Annotated in this window: 13 protein-coding genes; 4 read left to right on the top strand and 9 right to left on the bottom strand. The window is 64.5% G+C overall.

The window, feature by feature from the left end; translation table 11 throughout:
- The first annotated feature begins 66 nt into the window (after positions 1-66).
- Positions 67-1,026: a LysR family transcriptional regulator gene (locus HV675_RS02560; RefSeq protein WP_175109175.1), complete on the top strand. Its 960-nt coding sequence runs from the start codon at positions 67-69 to the stop codon at positions 1,024-1,026.
- On the opposite strand, the gene HV675_RS02555 is transcribed toward HV675_RS02560, so the two are convergent.
- From HV675_RS02555 to HV675_RS02535, 5 genes are all read right to left on the bottom strand, one after another.
- Positions 1,007-2,665: a thiamine pyrophosphate-binding protein gene (locus HV675_RS02555; protein ID WP_175109174.1), complete on the bottom strand. Its 1,659-nt coding sequence runs from the start codon at positions 2,663-2,665 to the stop codon at positions 1,007-1,009. The two genes, HV675_RS02560 and HV675_RS02555, sit on opposite strands and share 20 nt — an antisense overlap.
- The gene (locus HV675_RS02550) at positions 2,658-3,899 is read right to left on the bottom strand and encodes an MFS transporter (protein ID WP_175109173.1); all 1,242 of its coding nucleotides are present in this window, start codon (positions 3,897-3,899) and stop codon (positions 2,658-2,660) included. The genes HV675_RS02555 and HV675_RS02550 overlap by 8 nt, the downstream gene beginning before the upstream one ends.
- Before the next feature lie 532 nt (positions 3,900-4,431).
- The gene (locus tag HV675_RS02545) at positions 4,432-5,304 is read right to left on the bottom strand and encodes a c-type cytochrome (RefSeq protein ID WP_175109172.1); all 873 of its coding nucleotides are present in this window, start codon (positions 5,302-5,304) and stop codon (positions 4,432-4,434) included.
- Positions 5,305-5,372: 68 nt separating this feature from the next.
- The gene (locus tag HV675_RS02540) at positions 5,373-6,365 is read right to left on the bottom strand and encodes a Gfo/Idh/MocA family protein (RefSeq protein WP_175109171.1); all 993 of its coding nucleotides are present in this window, start codon (positions 6,363-6,365) and stop codon (positions 5,373-5,375) included.
- A gap of 248 nt (positions 6,366-6,613) precedes the next feature.
- Positions 6,614-6,931, bottom strand: coding sequence for a hypothetical protein (locus tag HV675_RS02535; RefSeq protein WP_175109170.1), 318 nt, complete (start codon positions 6,929-6,931; stop codon positions 6,614-6,616).
- A gap of 414 nt (positions 6,932-7,345) precedes the next feature.
- Here HV675_RS02535 and HV675_RS02530 point away from each other — a divergent pair, with 414 nt between their 5' ends.
- A complete protein-coding gene (locus tag HV675_RS02530; RefSeq protein WP_175109169.1) occupies positions 7,346-8,545 on the top strand; it encodes an L-dopachrome tautomerase-related protein in 1,200 nt (399 codons plus the stop codon).
- A gap of 33 nt (positions 8,546-8,578) precedes the next feature.
- Here the strand turns inward: HV675_RS02530 and HV675_RS02525 are convergent, their stop codons facing one another.
- On the bottom strand, positions 8,579-9,337 hold the full coding sequence (locus HV675_RS02525) for a hypothetical protein (protein ID WP_175109168.1): 759 nt from the start codon (positions 9,335-9,337) through the stop codon (positions 8,579-8,581).
- 262 nt (positions 9,338-9,599) lie between these two features.
- Here HV675_RS02525 and gspK point away from each other — a divergent pair, with 262 nt between their 5' ends.
- Positions 9,600-10,598 (top strand): type II secretion system minor pseudopilin GspK, encoded by a 999-nt coding sequence (gene gspK / locus HV675_RS02520; protein WP_246270066.1) that lies wholly within the window; start codon positions 9,600-9,602, stop codon positions 10,596-10,598.
- Between the two features lie 28 nt (positions 10,599-10,626).
- On the opposite strand, the gene HV675_RS02515 is transcribed toward gspK, so the two are convergent.
- Complete coding sequence (locus HV675_RS02515; RefSeq protein WP_175109167.1) at positions 10,627-12,246, bottom strand: type II toxin-antitoxin system Phd/YefM family antitoxin; 1,620 nt, start codon at positions 12,244-12,246, stop codon at positions 10,627-10,629.
- A gap of 231 nt (positions 12,247-12,477) precedes the next feature.
- On the opposite strand from HV675_RS02515, the gene HV675_RS02510 reads away from it, so the two are divergent.
- Positions 12,478-13,359 carry a hypothetical protein gene (locus tag HV675_RS02510; RefSeq protein ID WP_246270065.1) on the top strand — a complete coding sequence of 294 codons (882 nt, stop codon included), beginning with the start codon at positions 12,478-12,480 and terminating at the stop codon, positions 13,357-13,359.
- A 273-nt stretch (positions 13,360-13,632) separates the two neighbouring features.
- Here the strand turns inward: HV675_RS02510 and HV675_RS02505 are convergent, their stop codons facing one another.
- Both HV675_RS02505 and HV675_RS02500 read right to left on the bottom strand, forming a co-directional pair.
- The gene (locus HV675_RS02505; protein WP_175109166.1) at positions 13,633-14,637 is read right to left on the bottom strand and encodes a FecR family protein; all 1,005 of its coding nucleotides are present in this window, start codon (positions 14,635-14,637) and stop codon (positions 13,633-13,635) included.
- A gap of 11 nt (positions 14,638-14,648) precedes the next feature.
- Positions 14,649-15,200 carry an RNA polymerase sigma factor gene (locus HV675_RS02500; protein ID WP_175109165.1) on the bottom strand — a complete coding sequence of 184 codons (552 nt, stop codon included), beginning with the start codon at positions 15,198-15,200 and terminating at the stop codon, positions 14,649-14,651.
- Positions 15,201-15,204 lie beyond the last annotated feature (4 nt).

The raw sequence follows: 15,204 nt of genomic DNA, 5'->3' as shown, positions 1-15,204 counted from the left end.
CCGGCGTCGCGCGGCGCCCGAGCCAGCCGCTACACGAGCGAGCGGGCCACACAACGAAAGCCGTCCATGAACTCAGACGACCTCGAACTGTTCGCGCGCGTCGCCAAGGCGGGCAGCATTTCGCGCGCGGCGATGGAATTGGGCGCCAACCAGTCGACCATCAGCCGGCGCATCGGCATGCTCGAAACGGAGCTCGGCGTCCGGCTCTTCCGGCGCAGCGGCCGCGGCGTGTGGCTGACCGAACACGGCGAACAGCTGCTCGGCTACGCAAGCACACTTGAGCGCACGCTGCACGAAGCACGCGACGCGATGCGCAGCACCGTCGGCCTCGGCCCCGCGCGCCTGTGCATCGCCGCGCAGCCGACCGTCGCGCGGATCATGTTCGGCAGCCTCGGCCATACACTGAAAGCGCGCTATCCGAACACCCGCGTGCGTTTTATCGAAGGCCTCGCGAGCCATATTCTCGGCTGGCTCGCCGACGGCGAAGTGGATCTGGCAATCATGTACGTGCCTGAGCATCCGGGCGCGACGCAGTTCGACCTGCTGCTGTCGGAGCAGGTCTGCCTCGTCACGCCGGCGAGCTTCACGCAACCCGAAGGCCCGGTCGACGTGCGCACGCTCGGCAAGGTGCCGCTGATCCTGCCGAGCACGCATCACGGCTTGCGCGTGCTGGTCGAGACGCTAGCCGCAAAGCACGGCTTTACGCCGGATATCGCGCTCGAATGCGACGGCTCGATTTCGATTACCAAGCGCCTCGTGCTCGAAAACTGCGGATGCACGGTCTTGCCGTGGGCATCGGTGATCGAAGAGGTCGCGGCGCAGCGTCTGAAGTGCTACCCGCTGCACAACCCGGTGATCAAACGCGATGTCGCGCTGGCGTGGCCGCAGAACCGTGTGATGCCGGAAGGACTGTGGGATGTTGCGCACCTGATCCGTGCGCAGGCCGCCGAATTGATCGGCCGCGGCGCATGGCCCGGCACGACCTTGCATTCGGCGGCCGGCGCGCTCAACCGTTCAGGCGGCTAACCGGCGTAATCTGCCGCGGATCCATACGCAATTCGATCAACGCAGCAACGCCCGCCCGCTGTGCGCGTTCAAATGCAGCCGGAAAATCTTCGGTGCGCTCGACACGCTCCGCATGCGCGCCGAAAGCCTTTGCGAACGCAACGAAATCCGGATTGACCAGATCGGTGGCCGACACACGCCCCGGATACTCGCGCTCCTGGTGCATGCGAATCGTACCGAGCATGCCGTTGTTCACGACAATCACAACCAGCGGCGCGCCGAACTGCACGGCCGTCGCGAGTTCCTGCGGGTACATCATGAAGCAGCCGTCGCCGGCAAAACAGACGACTGTGCGCGCCGGGTCCTGGAGCTTCGCCGCAATCGCCGCGGGAAAGCCGTAGCCCATCGCGCCATTGGTCGGCGCAAGCTCGGTGGCCGGCCGGCGATAACGGTAGAAGCGATGCACCCAGACCGTGTAGTTACCCGCGCCGTTCGCAATCACCGCATCGTCGGGCAGCACGTCGTTCAGATGCGCGACCACTTGCGCGAGATCGACCCCTTTGATTTCCGCACTCGGCTGCGGCGGCGTCGAATGCACGACATAGTCGGCGCGCGCCGCTTCGGTCCACGCGCGCCACGGCGAGATGACCGGTTCGAGCTTGTCGAGCGCATGCGCGAACTCACGCATGCCCGCGTTGATCGGCAAGCGCGCCTGATACGTGCGCCCCAGTTCCTGCGGATCCGGATGAACATGAACCAGCGTTTGCCGCGGCGCCGGGCTTTGCACGATGGTGTAGCCCGACGACGTCGTTTCCGCGAGCCGCGAGCCGACCACGAGCAACAGGTCCGCTTCGCGCGCACGCTCGGCAAGCTTCGGCGACACACCGAGCCCGAGCTGGCCGACATAATGCGGATCGCGATTGTCGAACAGATCCTGGCGGCGGAACGACGCGGCCACCGGCAAATTGTTCGCGACAATAAAGCGCTTGAACGCCGCACTCGCGTGCGCATCCCAGCCCGTGCCGCCGACCACGACCAGCGGTCGCTGCGCCGCCGCGAGCAGCGCGCGCAATTCGTCCATCGTGTCGGCCGCGGGCGCCGCCTGCGTCACGCGCACAGCGGGTGCATCGGCGACGGCGCCCGACCCGAACAGCACATTTTCCGGCAACGCGATCACCACCGGACCGGGCCGTCCCGCCAGCGCCACGCTGAACGCTTTTGCAACGATCTCCGGAATCCGCTCGAGACTGTCGATCTCGGTAACCCACTTCGCGAGCCCGCCGAACATCTGCCGGTAATCGACTTCCTGAAACCCGCCCCGCCCGACAAAACCGCTCTCGACCTGGCCGACGAACAGAATCATCGGCGTCGAATCTTCGCGTGCGGTATGCACGCCATTGCTCGCGTGCGTCGCACCCGGCCCGCGCGTGACGAAGCAGATGCCGGGACGGCCGGTCAGCTTGCCGTACGCATCGGCCATATTCGACGCGGCGCCTTCATGACGCGTGACGATCGTGCGCACGCCCTGCGCATCGTGCAGCGCGTCGAGCACCGGAAGGTAGCTCTCGCCGGGCACGCAATAGACGGTATCCACGGCATTGCGAACGAGCGCGTCGACGAGAATCCGGCCGCCGTTGCGCGAGACTGCTGTGTCAGACATGAACTTCAAGCTCCTGGTTACGGGTTTCCGGAAGGAAGATCGCGACGATAAACACCACCACGTACGATGCGGCGGCCCACGCGCCGATCGACGGCGCGAGTCCGAGCGATACGCTCGTCATGCCGACCGCGGCCGGCACCAGCGAGCCGATGCCGCGGCCGAAGTTGTACGAGAAGCCGCCGGCGGTCGCGCGGATATGCGTCGGAAAGAGTTCGGTAAAGCACGCGCCCATGCCGGACACGATGCCGGACTGGAACAACCCGAGCGGAAAGCCGAGCACGAGCAGCGCGGACATCGGCAGATGCAGGCGCGTGTACGCGAGCACGGTCAGCGTCGCGCCCGCGGCGGACAACGCGAAGGTCGCGCGCCGCCCGATGCCGTCGCTCAGGTACGCCATGCCGATGTAGCCGCAGAACGACCCGAAGATGTTGACCGCGAGATACATCGTGGTCAGGTTCACCGTGAGGCTTTGCGTTTCGCGCAGATAGGTGACGAGCCACGTGAGAATCGTATAGTTGCCGCCGAGCGCGCCGGCCGCCATCAATGATGCGAGCGCGGTGCGCACAAACATGCCTTGCGCGAAGATCAGCCCGAACGTGTGCAGCGTGCCGCTCTTTTCGCGGTAGTGGGCGGTCGCCTCGAACGCTTCCGATTCGTTGATATTGCGGCGCATCCACAGCACGAGCAGACCGGGCGCGAGACCGAGCAGAAACAGCGCACGCCACGCGAGATGTTCCGGCAGCAGGCTATAGAGCACCCAGTACGCCAGTGCGGCTAGCGCGTAACCGACCGGCCAGCCGCTTTGCACCGAGCCGACCGCGCGGCCGCGAATGCGCTTGTCGACCACTTCGCCGATCAGGATCGCGCCGGCCGCCCATTCGCCGCCGAAGCCGATGCCTTGCAGGCTGCGTGTCAGCAACAGCTGGTGGAAGCCGTTCGTGAAGGCCGACAGCCCGGTGAACAGCGAGAACCAGAGAATCGCGAGCTTCAGCACGCGCACGCGGCCGATCCGGTCTGCCAGCACGCCCGCGATCACGCCGCCGACCGCCGATGCGACCAGCGCCGATGTGCCGATCACCCCCGCTTGCGCCTTGGTCATGCCCCACACGCCGAGCAGCGTCGGAATCACGAAGGCGAACAGCTGGACGTCCATTGCGTCGAGCACCCAGCCGAGAAAACACGCCCAGAAAGTGCGGCGCTGGGCAGGCGCCATCGTGCTGTACCACGGCTGCATCAAGTATCTCCGTTGCAAACTGGTTGCTTGTTGTTATGTCTGGACTCCAGACGTCGCGCGCCGGGAATCGGGTGCGCCGAACGCTTTAAGGCGCTCGAAAGTATGCCCGCTAAAGGCGTGCCGGCTCATGGCGTGCCGCGCATACCAGCTTTGAGTTCCATGCATTGAGCGCGGGAAGGCGTTGCCGGCGCGTGTGCAGCCAGCGCGTGCGGGGCGGAGCGCGGCCGGACCATGCCGGGCTGCGCATCGTTCAGATCTTGAAAGGGGCAGGAGGTAAGAAACGGCGGATTCTGCGCCGAGTCACCGGCGTGCGGTACTTCAATGGCTCACACCGCGCACGGCGCTCGTACTCGTCATCGCGTATGGCTATTTCAACGGCGCACACGGCTCACCGCGCGTTCGACGCTTCCCGCGCGCCACTCGCGCTCACGGCCGCGTACGGCTATTCCAACAGCGCACACCGCTCACCGCGCGCTCGACGCTTTCGCACTCGCCCCCGCGCACGGCAGTCTATCTAAACGGCCCGCGCCGCTTACTGCTCGCTCGAACTCTGCCGCGCGCCGCCCGCACTCACGCTTGCCATCGCGTGCAGATACTTCAGCAGCGCATCGATATCGGCATCCGATATCACGTTCGGGCCGAACCCGATCATCCGCTGTTCGGGCCACGTGCGAACCTGGTGCGGATCGCGGATCAGCGCGCGCAAGCCGGCGTCCTTGAAGTATTGCGTAACGTTCATCGGCTGCCCGAGGTCCGGGCCGACCGCGCCCGCGCCGCCGCCGTTCATCTTGTGACACGCGATGCATTGCACCGTGAACACATCATGGCCGCGCTTGACGCCCGCATCGTGCGCAAACGTCGCCGGCACCGCCAGCTGCGGCCACCGATGGTCAGGGCTTTCAACCAGCGCAATGCGCGCGACCTTGTACGGCCATTGCTCGCGGCTCACGCCGGAGCGCTCCGGGAACTGCCAGACCAGATAGAACGGCCCGGCCGACGCGCTTTCATTCGGCAACGCGGGCCAAGGGTGCGCGGGGTCTTCAACCGCCACCCAGGCGACCGCACCGTTATGCACGCCTCGTTCGACCAGTGAAAGCGGAATCTCGCTGACAAAACCATCGGTGGCTTGCACCTCGACAGTATCGAAGTGCGCATCCAGATGATTGCCGAGCAACGCAAGCAACGGCACCGCGCGATATTCAACCTTATGACGGTAGATGTCGCCGCTCGCGGTTCCGGTCAGGCTCACGCTTTTATTATCCGGCCGCGCGAGCAACTCAGCCGCGGTAAAGCTGTGTTCGCTATCGCCGTTCTTGACGGCCAGCGCCGGCGCATCCGCATAGACCCGCGCGCTCGCGCCGACACAACACAACACGACAGCGGCAACTTTCAACAGGTTTTTCATGGCATTCGAAGCATGGATCGCGAGGGTTGCAGGGAGCGTGCGCAGACACGCGCGCGCGCAGCAGTAACTTAGCTGGCCACGAGCACCGGATCAAGCACGACGCGTCTGCCGGATGACGCGGACTTCACGATCGCTTCACATACGGCCACGCAATGGTACGCATCGTCCAGTGGAACCGGAAAAGGCGCGACGCCTTTCACCGCATCGGCAAACGCTTCGAGTTCCACGCGTTCGATATCCACCGGCGCGAAGTCGAACACCTGCGCGGGCGAGTCGTTGCGCCGTGTGATCTCAAGCCGCGCGATACCGCGCAATTCGGCCTGCGCGGCGGAACCGAACACCTGCAAGCGCCAGCACATCGGCGTGGCGAGCGACGTGGTCAGCGAAGCACTCGCACCGCACGCGAATTCGATCAGCACCGCGGTGACATCGTCGATGTCGTGCAGCATCCGGCTCGACGATACGGTGACCACGCTATGCACCGGCCCAAGCATCTCGATCATCGCGTCGATCATATTGATGCCGAGGCCCGTCAAGCCGCCGCACGGCATTTCCGACGGATCGAGCCGCCATGATCCGGCGGGATAAAAGCCGATCGCGTTCGCTGAATAGTTCGCCTCGACATGCAGCAGCGTGCCGAGGTCGCCGGTGCGGGCACGCGTCATCAGGTCGCGAACCGCCGGCAGAAAGCGCCGGTTCATGCCGACCGCCAGCACGACGCCGGCCGCCTGCGCGGCTTCGATGCAACGCTCGGCCGAAACGGCATCGAGCGCGAGCGGCTTTTCGCACAGCACGTGCTTGCCGGCGGCAATGGCCGCGAGCGCCTGTTCGGCGTGCTGGCTATGCGGTGTCGCGAGCACAACCGCATCGATTGCGCGGTTCGAGATCACATCGTCGAAATGAGACGTGAGCGGAATGTTGTACCGGTCCGCAAATTCCTGGGCCCGCTCGACGCGCCGCGTCACACCCGCGACGAATTGAATTTTGCTGCTTCCGTGAATCGACAACGTCAGCCGCTGTCCCCACCGCCCCATCCCTACGATTGCTGCGCGAACCGCCATCGGCGCCTCCCCTGCGTCGCGTTCTTTTCGGACACTGGACGCTGCGCACCGCTCGCGCGCCAACCGCGCATCACAGGCACCGACGTCGTTTCTTTGTCCAACTTTTTTTTAAACGCCTGATGCTGATGTTTATTCCGAGGCGCGCAAAGGGTCGGGGGAGAACATCGTACAGATACGGCCGGAATACAACGCTTTGCAGTTCGGCGCGCTCCACGATGCTTCGCGCGCCGCGGCTCCGATGCAAGCGGTCACGGTAGCCTGTTTGAAACGACACCGTCGTTGCAGTCGCGCACGGCGGTGACGATTGCTGCCTCACTGCCGCTCAGCGCATTGACGACCGCATAGATGCCGCCCACCTGGACGCCCGTGTCGATGCGGCCATCCCACACCTGGTCGCGCAACGACACGGTGGCCATGGCCTCAATATGCGCCGCGTGCTGTTCATGCCACAGCGCCGCGCCGCCTGCGACGGCGAGCACGACTGCACCGGCCGCACACCAACCAAGCGCACGCTGAAGCCACGCTTTGCCCTTCTGACGCCAAACCGGACTGATTCGATCGATCAACATTTCCCGACTCCACTGCAACGCAATTGACTGACGGGCGACGTGCCCGTGGCCATGCATTTGCAAAAAACGGGCGAAGCCCGATCGATTTCAACCCGCGCGTTGCGCGGCGGGCGTGAGCGGCCACGTGGGGGATTTCGGCAGACGTAACAGCCACCGCGAACCGTCTTGTGTCGAGCAACAGTTCATTGCCGGGTGTTGGCGCACGGCGTACACCGGAGACCATTGATGTTAGACCGCACCGCGCCGCGCTGCTGTCCAGTTTCACCGGCGTTCGCGTTGCGATGAACGACATGCATCTGCGACAAATCGGCGAGCGGCGAACTGCTTCAATCGGGTGTGGTGATCCACGCGCGCATGCGCAACCGATTGACTGCGCGTGACCCCGGACGAACCCGCACCGAGGAGTGCAGCATGACCTTCGACAGGTATGCAGCCGCGACCGTCGTCGCGGTGCTGCTCGCGGCCTCACTTGCCGCATCACCCGGTTCCGCCTGCGCGCAGACCGCGCACGATGTCGTGTCGTCTCTGCCGGAGGAGCGCTCGATCGGGCATATCGAAGCGGTCCACGAATTCTATGGCGCGATGCCGACCGGTGTCGCCAAAGCGCCCAATGGGCGGCTCTTCGTCAACTATCCGCGCTGGGGCGATGACGTGCCGTTCACGGTTGGTGAAATTGTCGACGGCCGTGTGGTGCCGTATCCGAATGCGCAGATCAATCGGCCGGACCCGGCGCATCCGGCGGCAAGCCTGCTGAGCGTGCAGAACATCGTCGCGGACTATCGCAACCGTTTGTGGATTCTCGATACCGGCGCGCCGAAATTTGCGCCGCCGCTGCCAGGCGGCGCGAAGCTGGTCGCCGTCGATCTGGCGACGAGCAAGGTCGTGAAGACCATCGTGTTCAAGCCGAACGTATTGCTGCCGCAGTCGTATATCGACGACGTGCGCTTCGATTTCCGCTACGGCAACGAAGGCTTCGCGTATCTGTCCGATTCGTCGCCCGCCGGCCCGGGCTGCATTATCGTCGTCGATCTCGCCAGCGGCGACGCGTGGCGCACGCTGGAAGCGCATCCGGCCACGCAAGGCGACCCGTCGTTCATTGCCGTCGTGGAAGGCGTCGAGATGACCGAAGACGGACCCGACGGCAGGCCGCAACCGGTGCATCTCGCGGCCGACGGTCTGGCATTGTCGCCGGACGGCAATATCCTCTACTTCTCGCCGCTGTCGAGCCGGCATTTGTATTCGGTGGCGACGCGGTTTCTGCGCGACCGCAATGCGGACGACGGCGAAGTGGAAGCGACCGTGCGCGACCTCGGCGAAAAAGGCGCATCGGACGGGCTCACGTCCGACGCGAGCGGCGCGGTCTACGCCGGCGACTACGAACGCAACAGCATCCGCAAGATGCTGCCCGACGGCACATGGGTGACGATCGCACACGACCCGCGCATCCTTTGGCCCGATGCGCTGTCGATCGGCACCGACGGCTATTTGTACTTCACCGCGAATCAGTTGAACCGTCAGGCGCAGTTCAATCACGGCAGCGATCTGCGCAAAAAGCCTTATACGCTGTTTCGCATCAAGGTCAATGCGCAGCCTCTCGAACTCAAGCCTTGAAAACGCATTGAACGAAGCGCCGAACGGCAGCGCTCAATCTTCTTCTTCACTTACCGTATCGCTTTCGAGAAACTGGTCGAACATCCGCATCTCGGCGCGGCCGACACCGCGCGATTTGAGATCCGCCACGCGCTCCACCTGCTCGACTCTTTCCCAACGCACGATTTCCGCGCCGGTTGGAAACGGCGTGCGCACCGCATCGCGATAGATCACGCGATACAACTGCGCATCGGCCGCACCATTGCGCCATAAGTCGCTCGCGGAACGAATACGGCCGCCGAACCAGAAGCGCGTCCACATCGTGACGTCGCCCTTGCGATGCTCGGCGATAAACCCCGCGAGCACCAGCAGCACATACGGCAAGTCGCGTTGATCGAGCAGCGGGAAGCCCCACAGGTTCATTACGTCCGCATATTTGACGAGCGCGGTAAAGCGTTCCAACGTAAGCGTCGGCGCGGTGTGGCGCGCAATGCGGAAGTGCCGCTTCCAGTTGAACAGAAACTGCGCGCGGTGCGCGCGTGCGGCGTGAGGGTCGGGTACCCGCATACCAATCTCGAAGCGATCGAGCTGATAGTGCGGCGTGGTCAGCGGGCAGCGCGCCGTGTCTTCTTCGTGCCGATGCTTGAAGTAACGATGGCCGCGCCGCTGATGATGCGTCGGCGCCAGTTCGCCCGCACACAGCGGGCAGCGCAGCACCATCGCCGCATCGGAATCGCCGCCGGTGCTTTCACGAAGGCCGTAGGCTTCGATATAGCGTTCATCGAGCGGATGAGGCTCATTATCCACGGTCATCACGCGCTGATGAAAGAGAACGGGGGATGGCTAGTTATCCGGAATGATTGTCGATCGACAGGCATTCGCGGTTTGTTCGATCGTGACATCTTAGCGATTGAAGGTGTCAATTTTTTGCGAAATGTTCCGTAGCATTTTGTCAGCGGCATTTGTCACGCTAAAGCAAACGAGCAGCCTCTATCATCTGTAAAGCGAGCCTTTTCATTTGATGCGATCTGAAACAGGCGCCATTCACCCAGCATCCGATGCAACGGAGCCGTCGATGCACTCCATGACCCGCTTTATCCCCACCCAGGCGCGCAAGCGCGAACGAGGCATCGCGATCGTCACCGTGCTGCTGGTGGTGGCGCTCGCGGCCACGCTCGCCGCAAGCGTGCTGTGGCGGCAACGCGTGGCGACACGCGACGTCGAAAATCAGCGGCTCGCCACGGAGACGATGTGGGTCGAACGCGCGGCCGTCGAATGGGCGCGCGCGACGCTGCGCGCGCAGGCCTCGACGGCGAACGTCACGTTCGAAGGACAGGAATGGTCCGCGCCCGTCAACGACATCCAGTTGTCGAACCTGATGCCGCGCGATGCGATCGAAGTCAACGGCGACCTCGCGAACGCATGGATCTCCGGCCAGGTCGAAGACGCGCAAGCGCGGTTCAACCTCGCGAACCTCGTATCGCGGCCCGGAGCGTCGCAGCCGTGGCACGTCGACGGCAGCGGCCTTGACGCGTACCGCCGGCTGCTCGGCGAACTGTCGCTCGACCCGGCGCTCGCGCAAACCACCGCCGACTACATGGTGCGTTCGCTGCGCGACGGCACCGGCACGCCCAACTGGCCGCTGCAACTCGTCTCCGCCGCGGACCTGCGGCGCGTTCCAGGCTACGACGCCGCGGCCGTGCGTGCGCTGACGCCGTACGTGACGGTGCTGCCCGACATCACGCGCGTCAACGTCAATACCGCTTCCGAACAGACGCTGGTCGCGGCCATTCCCGGTATTTCGGCGCAACAGGCGCACGCGATCATCGAGCGCCGCAACACCGCCTACTTCGTCAGCACCGCGGAAATCGCGATGCTGCTGGCTCCTCCACAACAAGCCACCGCCACACTCGCCGATGGCGCGCTGGTCGATGTGAACAGCGGCTATTTCATCGTCCATTGCCGGATCCATTCGGCACGCATCAACACGCGCATCGACACGCTGATCGCGCGCTACGGCATCGGCGATTTCTCATGGACCTCGGTGATCTGGGTCCACCGCGTGACGACCTGACTCCACCTCACTCCACTAACCCCGTCATTCAGTTCATCGACGACTTGCGCGGCGTCTCGTGCAAGTCGCCGGCCGAGCCCGCATAACCGAGCGCGAGCCGGTCGAGACTGCTTTCGCGAATCTCCGCTTTCATGCGGTTCCAGTCTTCGACGGAAATCAGAAAGGCGATTGCCTGCCCGTATTTGGTGACCATCACCGGTGCTTCGACCGCGTCGCGCAAGGCCTTCGACGGATTGCTGCTGAAGTCGCGCGTCGCCATCGCGACCGCGCGCTGTTCCGCGAGCGGTTCAGTGTCGAGCTCCACTTTGCGTTCACAGCCCAACAGCAGGTCGACGGTCGCCGCGCACATCATCTGCGCGGTCACCGGCGGCACCTTCGCTTCGCGCTGCTGCTTGCGCATGCTGCGCGGGTCGACGTGCGTGGCAATCGCATCGACGACTTCGCCAAGCTGGTTCACCGTCATCCGTTCATAGCGCTGCCATTCGTCATCAGGCAGCGCGACCATCATGCCGGCATAGGTCGCGCTGACGCAGGCCGCGATATGCGACGGCAAGCGCTCGAATTCGCGCTCGCTGAGTTCCTGCTGCGCACTCACCACGCGCGCGATCGCGCTCAGCACGTTATACGCAAACGCGGCCACGCCGAAAGTCAGCAATGCGGCGCGCGGCGGCCCCGCCTGCAGCATCTCGTCATTGAAAACCGGCTCGAGCGGCACCGGCAGCGTCGCGCTCCAGTGGCGGCACGACAGGCGCGCCACCTCTTGCGCATCGAGTTGCGCGGCCGGCACGTTCGTCAGAATGCGGATGATCCGTTCGCCGTCTTCATTGCTGCGATCGAGGCGCAATTCGATGCGCCGGAACACAATCGACGCGCCCAGTTCATCGGCGATGCTCACCGGCTGTTCATACACCACACCCGTCTCGATGCGCCCTTTCTCGACAGGACTGTCAAGCTCGTGGTGCTCGGGCGTGCAGCCGTGTTCCTGCACGATAAACGCGCTGCCGCGGCGTGGCCAGCCGTTCAGAATCGCACGCGTGCTGAAGCGGCGATCGACAATCCAGAGCTCGCCCGGTTGAACCGAATCGAGCAGCGAGCCGGTCAGCGCGCGCTCGTGTGCGTCGTCGCGCTCGCACGGCACGAGGTCGACGATCATCGCGAGATCCGGGTCGTAGACAATCAGCGATTGCGCCGCGAGCGCCGCGCCGCGCAGCGCGTTAAGCGGCGTCACGATCGGCGCGCAGCCGTCCGGGCCGGGTGCGCATTTCGTCCCCGCCGGCAAATGGCTGCCATGCAGCACGCGCAGCCGGTAACCTTGCACAGTAGCCGGCAGCGCACGCTGCGGCGGTTGCGCGAGCGCGCAAAGCCGTCGCGCACTGTCGCGCACCAGCGCGCGGCCCCAGCCCGACCGTGTGCGGCTGATGCGGTCGTGCAGCGCGGTGATCGACGCCGGCCATTCGCGCGGCACGCGCGCCGCATCGCCTGTCGGGCGCCGCAAGCGCGCGGCAAGTGTCGACATCACTTCGACCGAGGTGCTGAACAGCGACTCGCGCAGCAGCAGGCTGCCGCGCACGTCCACCTGTTCGAATAGATCGCCGACCCATTGTGCGTCCAGCGCGCATTGCAGCATCAGGCGCGCCATCAATGTCATCGGGCTATGCTCAACAAAGCGTTGTATCACTGCACGTATCACGTTATCGCCCCGTCTCTGTCTGGTGAAGCATGCGAATAAACTGACACTGCCTGCTCAAGTTGCCGCTCACATTGCCACGTTGCCTGCGTTGCGCCTACATTGCTGGCCCTATCCTGAATGACCACCATTGACGATTCGTTTTCAGCGACTCAGCATCCGGTCTGAGCGGATCGTCCTGGAGAAACCTGCATGTTCGTCGACCCCCGCGTGGCCCATGGCCGCGCGAAATTCGAACTCAACCGCTCGCCGCGCCTGTTCGCCGACGAACGCCGCGGCAAACTGATCGAGATCGTCACCAAAAGCCTCGACGACTTCACCGCTGCGCCGACCCGTCGCGCGCTGATGCGCATGCTGTCGCATCAGGTCGCGCCGAAGCTCGAACGGCTCGGCCTCGAACCGTATGTCGGCCCGCTCGGCAGCACCGAGGGCCTGTTCGTCAACTTCGCGACGATGAGCGCCGAACACGGGCTGCGCGAATTCCAGTTGCAAGTCAGCGTGCCGGGCCTCGTGCTGACGAGCTTCTCGTCGACCGCGATCCGGCCTCACGCGGTCGCGCGCTGCCTGCAGCGCAACGGCGTGATGGCGCTTGACGACATCGGGCGAGAAACCAGCGTCGCATTCGTATTCGCGCGCGCACTGCGTGCGCTCGCGAAGGTCGAGCAATGGAAGCAGGCCGCGGTGCCGACGCCGAACGGACTGTTCGTCGGCGACGTCATCGATAACGGCGACTTCCATCTCAAGACCTACCTGCGTCCTGCGGCGAGCGACCGAGCGTCGCGCTGGAGCAGCTTCTGTGAACTGTTCTCCACCATGCCCGCCTGGACGCTCTCTCAGGTTCATGACGGCAGCGATCTTTTGCACTGGATGATCGACCAGATTGTCGCTTTGCGTAAAAGCGCCGCGCTGGCCGACCGTTTCCCGTTCCTGCTCAAGCCCTACGAAAGCGTGGACGACCCGCTCGACGCCGCGTGGCAGGCCGCACCGGGCGCGGCACAACCTGCGGCGAGCGAAGACGCGCCGTCCTTGCCGCCGGCTATGGACAGCAAACACGCATCGCGTCGGTCATCGTGAACGCATCAACAGGGCTTACGTTAACAAGGTCGAAGGAAGCGCGGCTAACCCGCAAACTTTTCAGCGGGCGCCGTGAAGGGATTCATTAGAGACGAAGAGGCGGGACGAAAAAGGCGAACCGGGAGGACGGGAGAGCCGGGAAGAGCCCGAACGCTCATGTATCGCGCATCACGCGCGTTGCGCAATGAATAGAGGAGGCTGCGTTTGCCGCGTCGAAGCGCAAAGCGGCTTCGCCAAAAACGAAAACGCAAGAACACAAGACGCCGCCGCGCTTTAGCTCAGCAGCACGATATTGCCCGGCAACTGCGTGATATGCGCGCCATACAGCTTGCCGAGCATATCGACCACATCGTCGAGCTTCGCGATCGGGAATTGCGCCTGAATCCGGTTGTCGCCCAACGCGAGGTTGCGCAAGATGATCTTGCCCGGCCGATAGCGATTGATTTCCTCAACCACCTGCGCGAGCGGCACGCCGTTGAACACCAGCACGCCGCGCCGCCACGATGTGATGACGGACGGATCGACGTTAGTCGCCGCATGCACGTCGCGATCGTCATAGATGATCTGCTGCTGCGACTGCAACGTCATGCGCCGGCGCGGATGCTCGAACGCAACCGTGCCGGACACGCACGTCACGCAGACCTGGTCGCCGACCCGCTTGATGTCGAAACGCGCGACCTGCGCCTGCATCCGCCCCTTGCCGGCCACCACGGCGACCGTGCGCATCGGGCCGGCGGCCCCGGCGGACGGCGCCGCGGCGACAATCTCCGCTTCGCCCGCGACCACCTCGACACCATGCATCGCGCCCTGCATGCTCAACCGGTTCATGCGCGTCTGCGTATTCATTTCGATGGCCACGCGCTCGGACAGCACGACCCGGCGCTGCTCGCCGGTGCCGGTGCGCCAGTCGGACGCGAAGTCGCCGAGCGCCGGCCAGAGCTGCAGCGGCGGCTTCAGCGCGAGCCACGACGCCCCCGCGGCCAGCGCAAAGCCGACGAACGCGCGACGCCCGGGACGCAGCGGATGCGCGGCCTGGCGCTTCGCCGCGCCGCGCCATGCGTGCGCGTTGGCGCGCTCTTCTTCGGCCAGTTCGGCGGCCGCGCTGCGCAATGACGTCCACGTATCGCGCAACAGATGCGCAGTCTGCGGGTTGCCTTCGCACCACGCCTCGAAGGCCTGCTTTTCTTCCGCGCTCGCGTCGCCGGAGCGCAGACGAACGAGCCACGCGCTGGCTTGCGCGTGCTCGTCGGTCGCTTGATCGGCGTCGGCTTTGTTCATCGATAAGGTACTCAAAATTTCCTCGGCCCCGCTGTCGAGCCGGCGTACGGATCGCTCATGTCCTGCATGCGCTTGAGGCAATACTTCATCGCCGCACTCAATTCGCTTTCGACGAGCCGCAGCGAAATGCCGAACTGTTCGGCGATTTCGCGATTCAATTGCCCTTCGACGCGCGCGGCAAGCAGAATCGCGCGACGCCGCGGCGTCAGACCACGCAGTATATCTTTCAGCGCTTCGACCTTACGGCGTGCAGCTACGATCCGTTCCGGGTCCGCAAGTTCATCCGGCAGTTCTAGCAAGAGCTCGACATCTTCATCATGCTCATGGCGCCGCTCGCGTCGATGCTGGTCGATCACGACATTATTGGCCATGCCGAGCAGATACGCGTCGGCATTCGCGACCGGCGTCGCGATGTTCGCGCTCTCGAGGCGCAGCCAGGTTTCATGCAACGCATCGGCCGCGCCGTCCTTCGACCCGGTCACGCGTTCGAGCCGCTTGGCCAGATACGCATACCGCGAGACGAGCAGCTTCCTGAGTGCCTGCGCACGACTGGTGTCGGACATAGGG

This window comes from Paraburkholderia solisilvae, assembly GCF_902859875.1.
Classification (GTDB): Bacteria; Pseudomonadota; Gammaproteobacteria; order Burkholderiales; family Burkholderiaceae; genus Paraburkholderia; species Paraburkholderia solisilvae.
The sequence above is the reverse complement of the archived record's forward strand: the minus strand, read 5'-3'. Positions and strand labels throughout refer to the sequence as shown.

What these genes read in the sequence shown, in the direction of transcription:
- HV675_RS02550 (WP_175109173.1), bottom strand. Translation starts at nt 3,899, where the DNA reads ATGCAGCCGTGGTACAGCACGATGGCGCCTGCCCAGCGCCGCACTTTC.
- HV675_RS02560 (WP_175109175.1), top strand. Translation starts at nt 67, where the DNA reads ATGAACTCAGACGACCTCGAACTGTTCGCGCGCGTCGCCAAGGCGGGC.
- HV675_RS02500 (WP_175109165.1), bottom strand. Translation starts at nt 15,200, where the DNA reads ATGTCCGACACCAGTCGTGCGCAGGCACTCAGGAAGCTGCTCGTCTCG.
- HV675_RS02555 (WP_175109174.1), bottom strand. Translation starts at nt 2,665, where the DNA reads ATGTCTGACACAGCAGTCTCGCGCAACGGCGGCCGGATTCTCGTCGAC.
- HV675_RS02505 (WP_175109166.1), bottom strand. Translation starts at nt 14,637, where the DNA reads ATGAACAAAGCCGACGCCGATCAAGCGACCGACGAGCACGCGCAAGCC.
- HV675_RS02545 (WP_175109172.1), bottom strand. Translation starts at nt 5,304, where the DNA reads ATGAAAAACCTGTTGAAAGTTGCCGCTGTCGTGTTGTGTTGTGTCGGC.
- HV675_RS02530 (WP_175109169.1), top strand. Translation starts at nt 7,346, where the DNA reads ATGACCTTCGACAGGTATGCAGCCGCGACCGTCGTCGCGGTGCTGCTC.
- HV675_RS02515 (WP_175109167.1), bottom strand. Translation starts at nt 12,246, where the DNA reads ATGACATTGATGGCGCGCCTGATGCTGCAATGCGCGCTGGACGCACAA.
- gspK (WP_246270066.1), top strand. Translation starts at nt 9,600, where the DNA reads ATGCACTCCATGACCCGCTTTATCCCCACCCAGGCGCGCAAGCGCGAA.
- HV675_RS02525 (WP_175109168.1), bottom strand. Translation starts at nt 9,337, where the DNA reads ATGACCGTGGATAATGAGCCTCATCCGCTCGATGAACGCTATATCGAA.
- HV675_RS02510 (WP_246270065.1), top strand. Translation starts at nt 12,478, where the DNA reads ATGTTCGTCGACCCCCGCGTGGCCCATGGCCGCGCGAAATTCGAACTC.
- HV675_RS02540 (WP_175109171.1), bottom strand. Translation starts at nt 6,365, where the DNA reads ATGGCGGTTCGCGCAGCAATCGTAGGGATGGGGCGGTGGGGACAGCGG.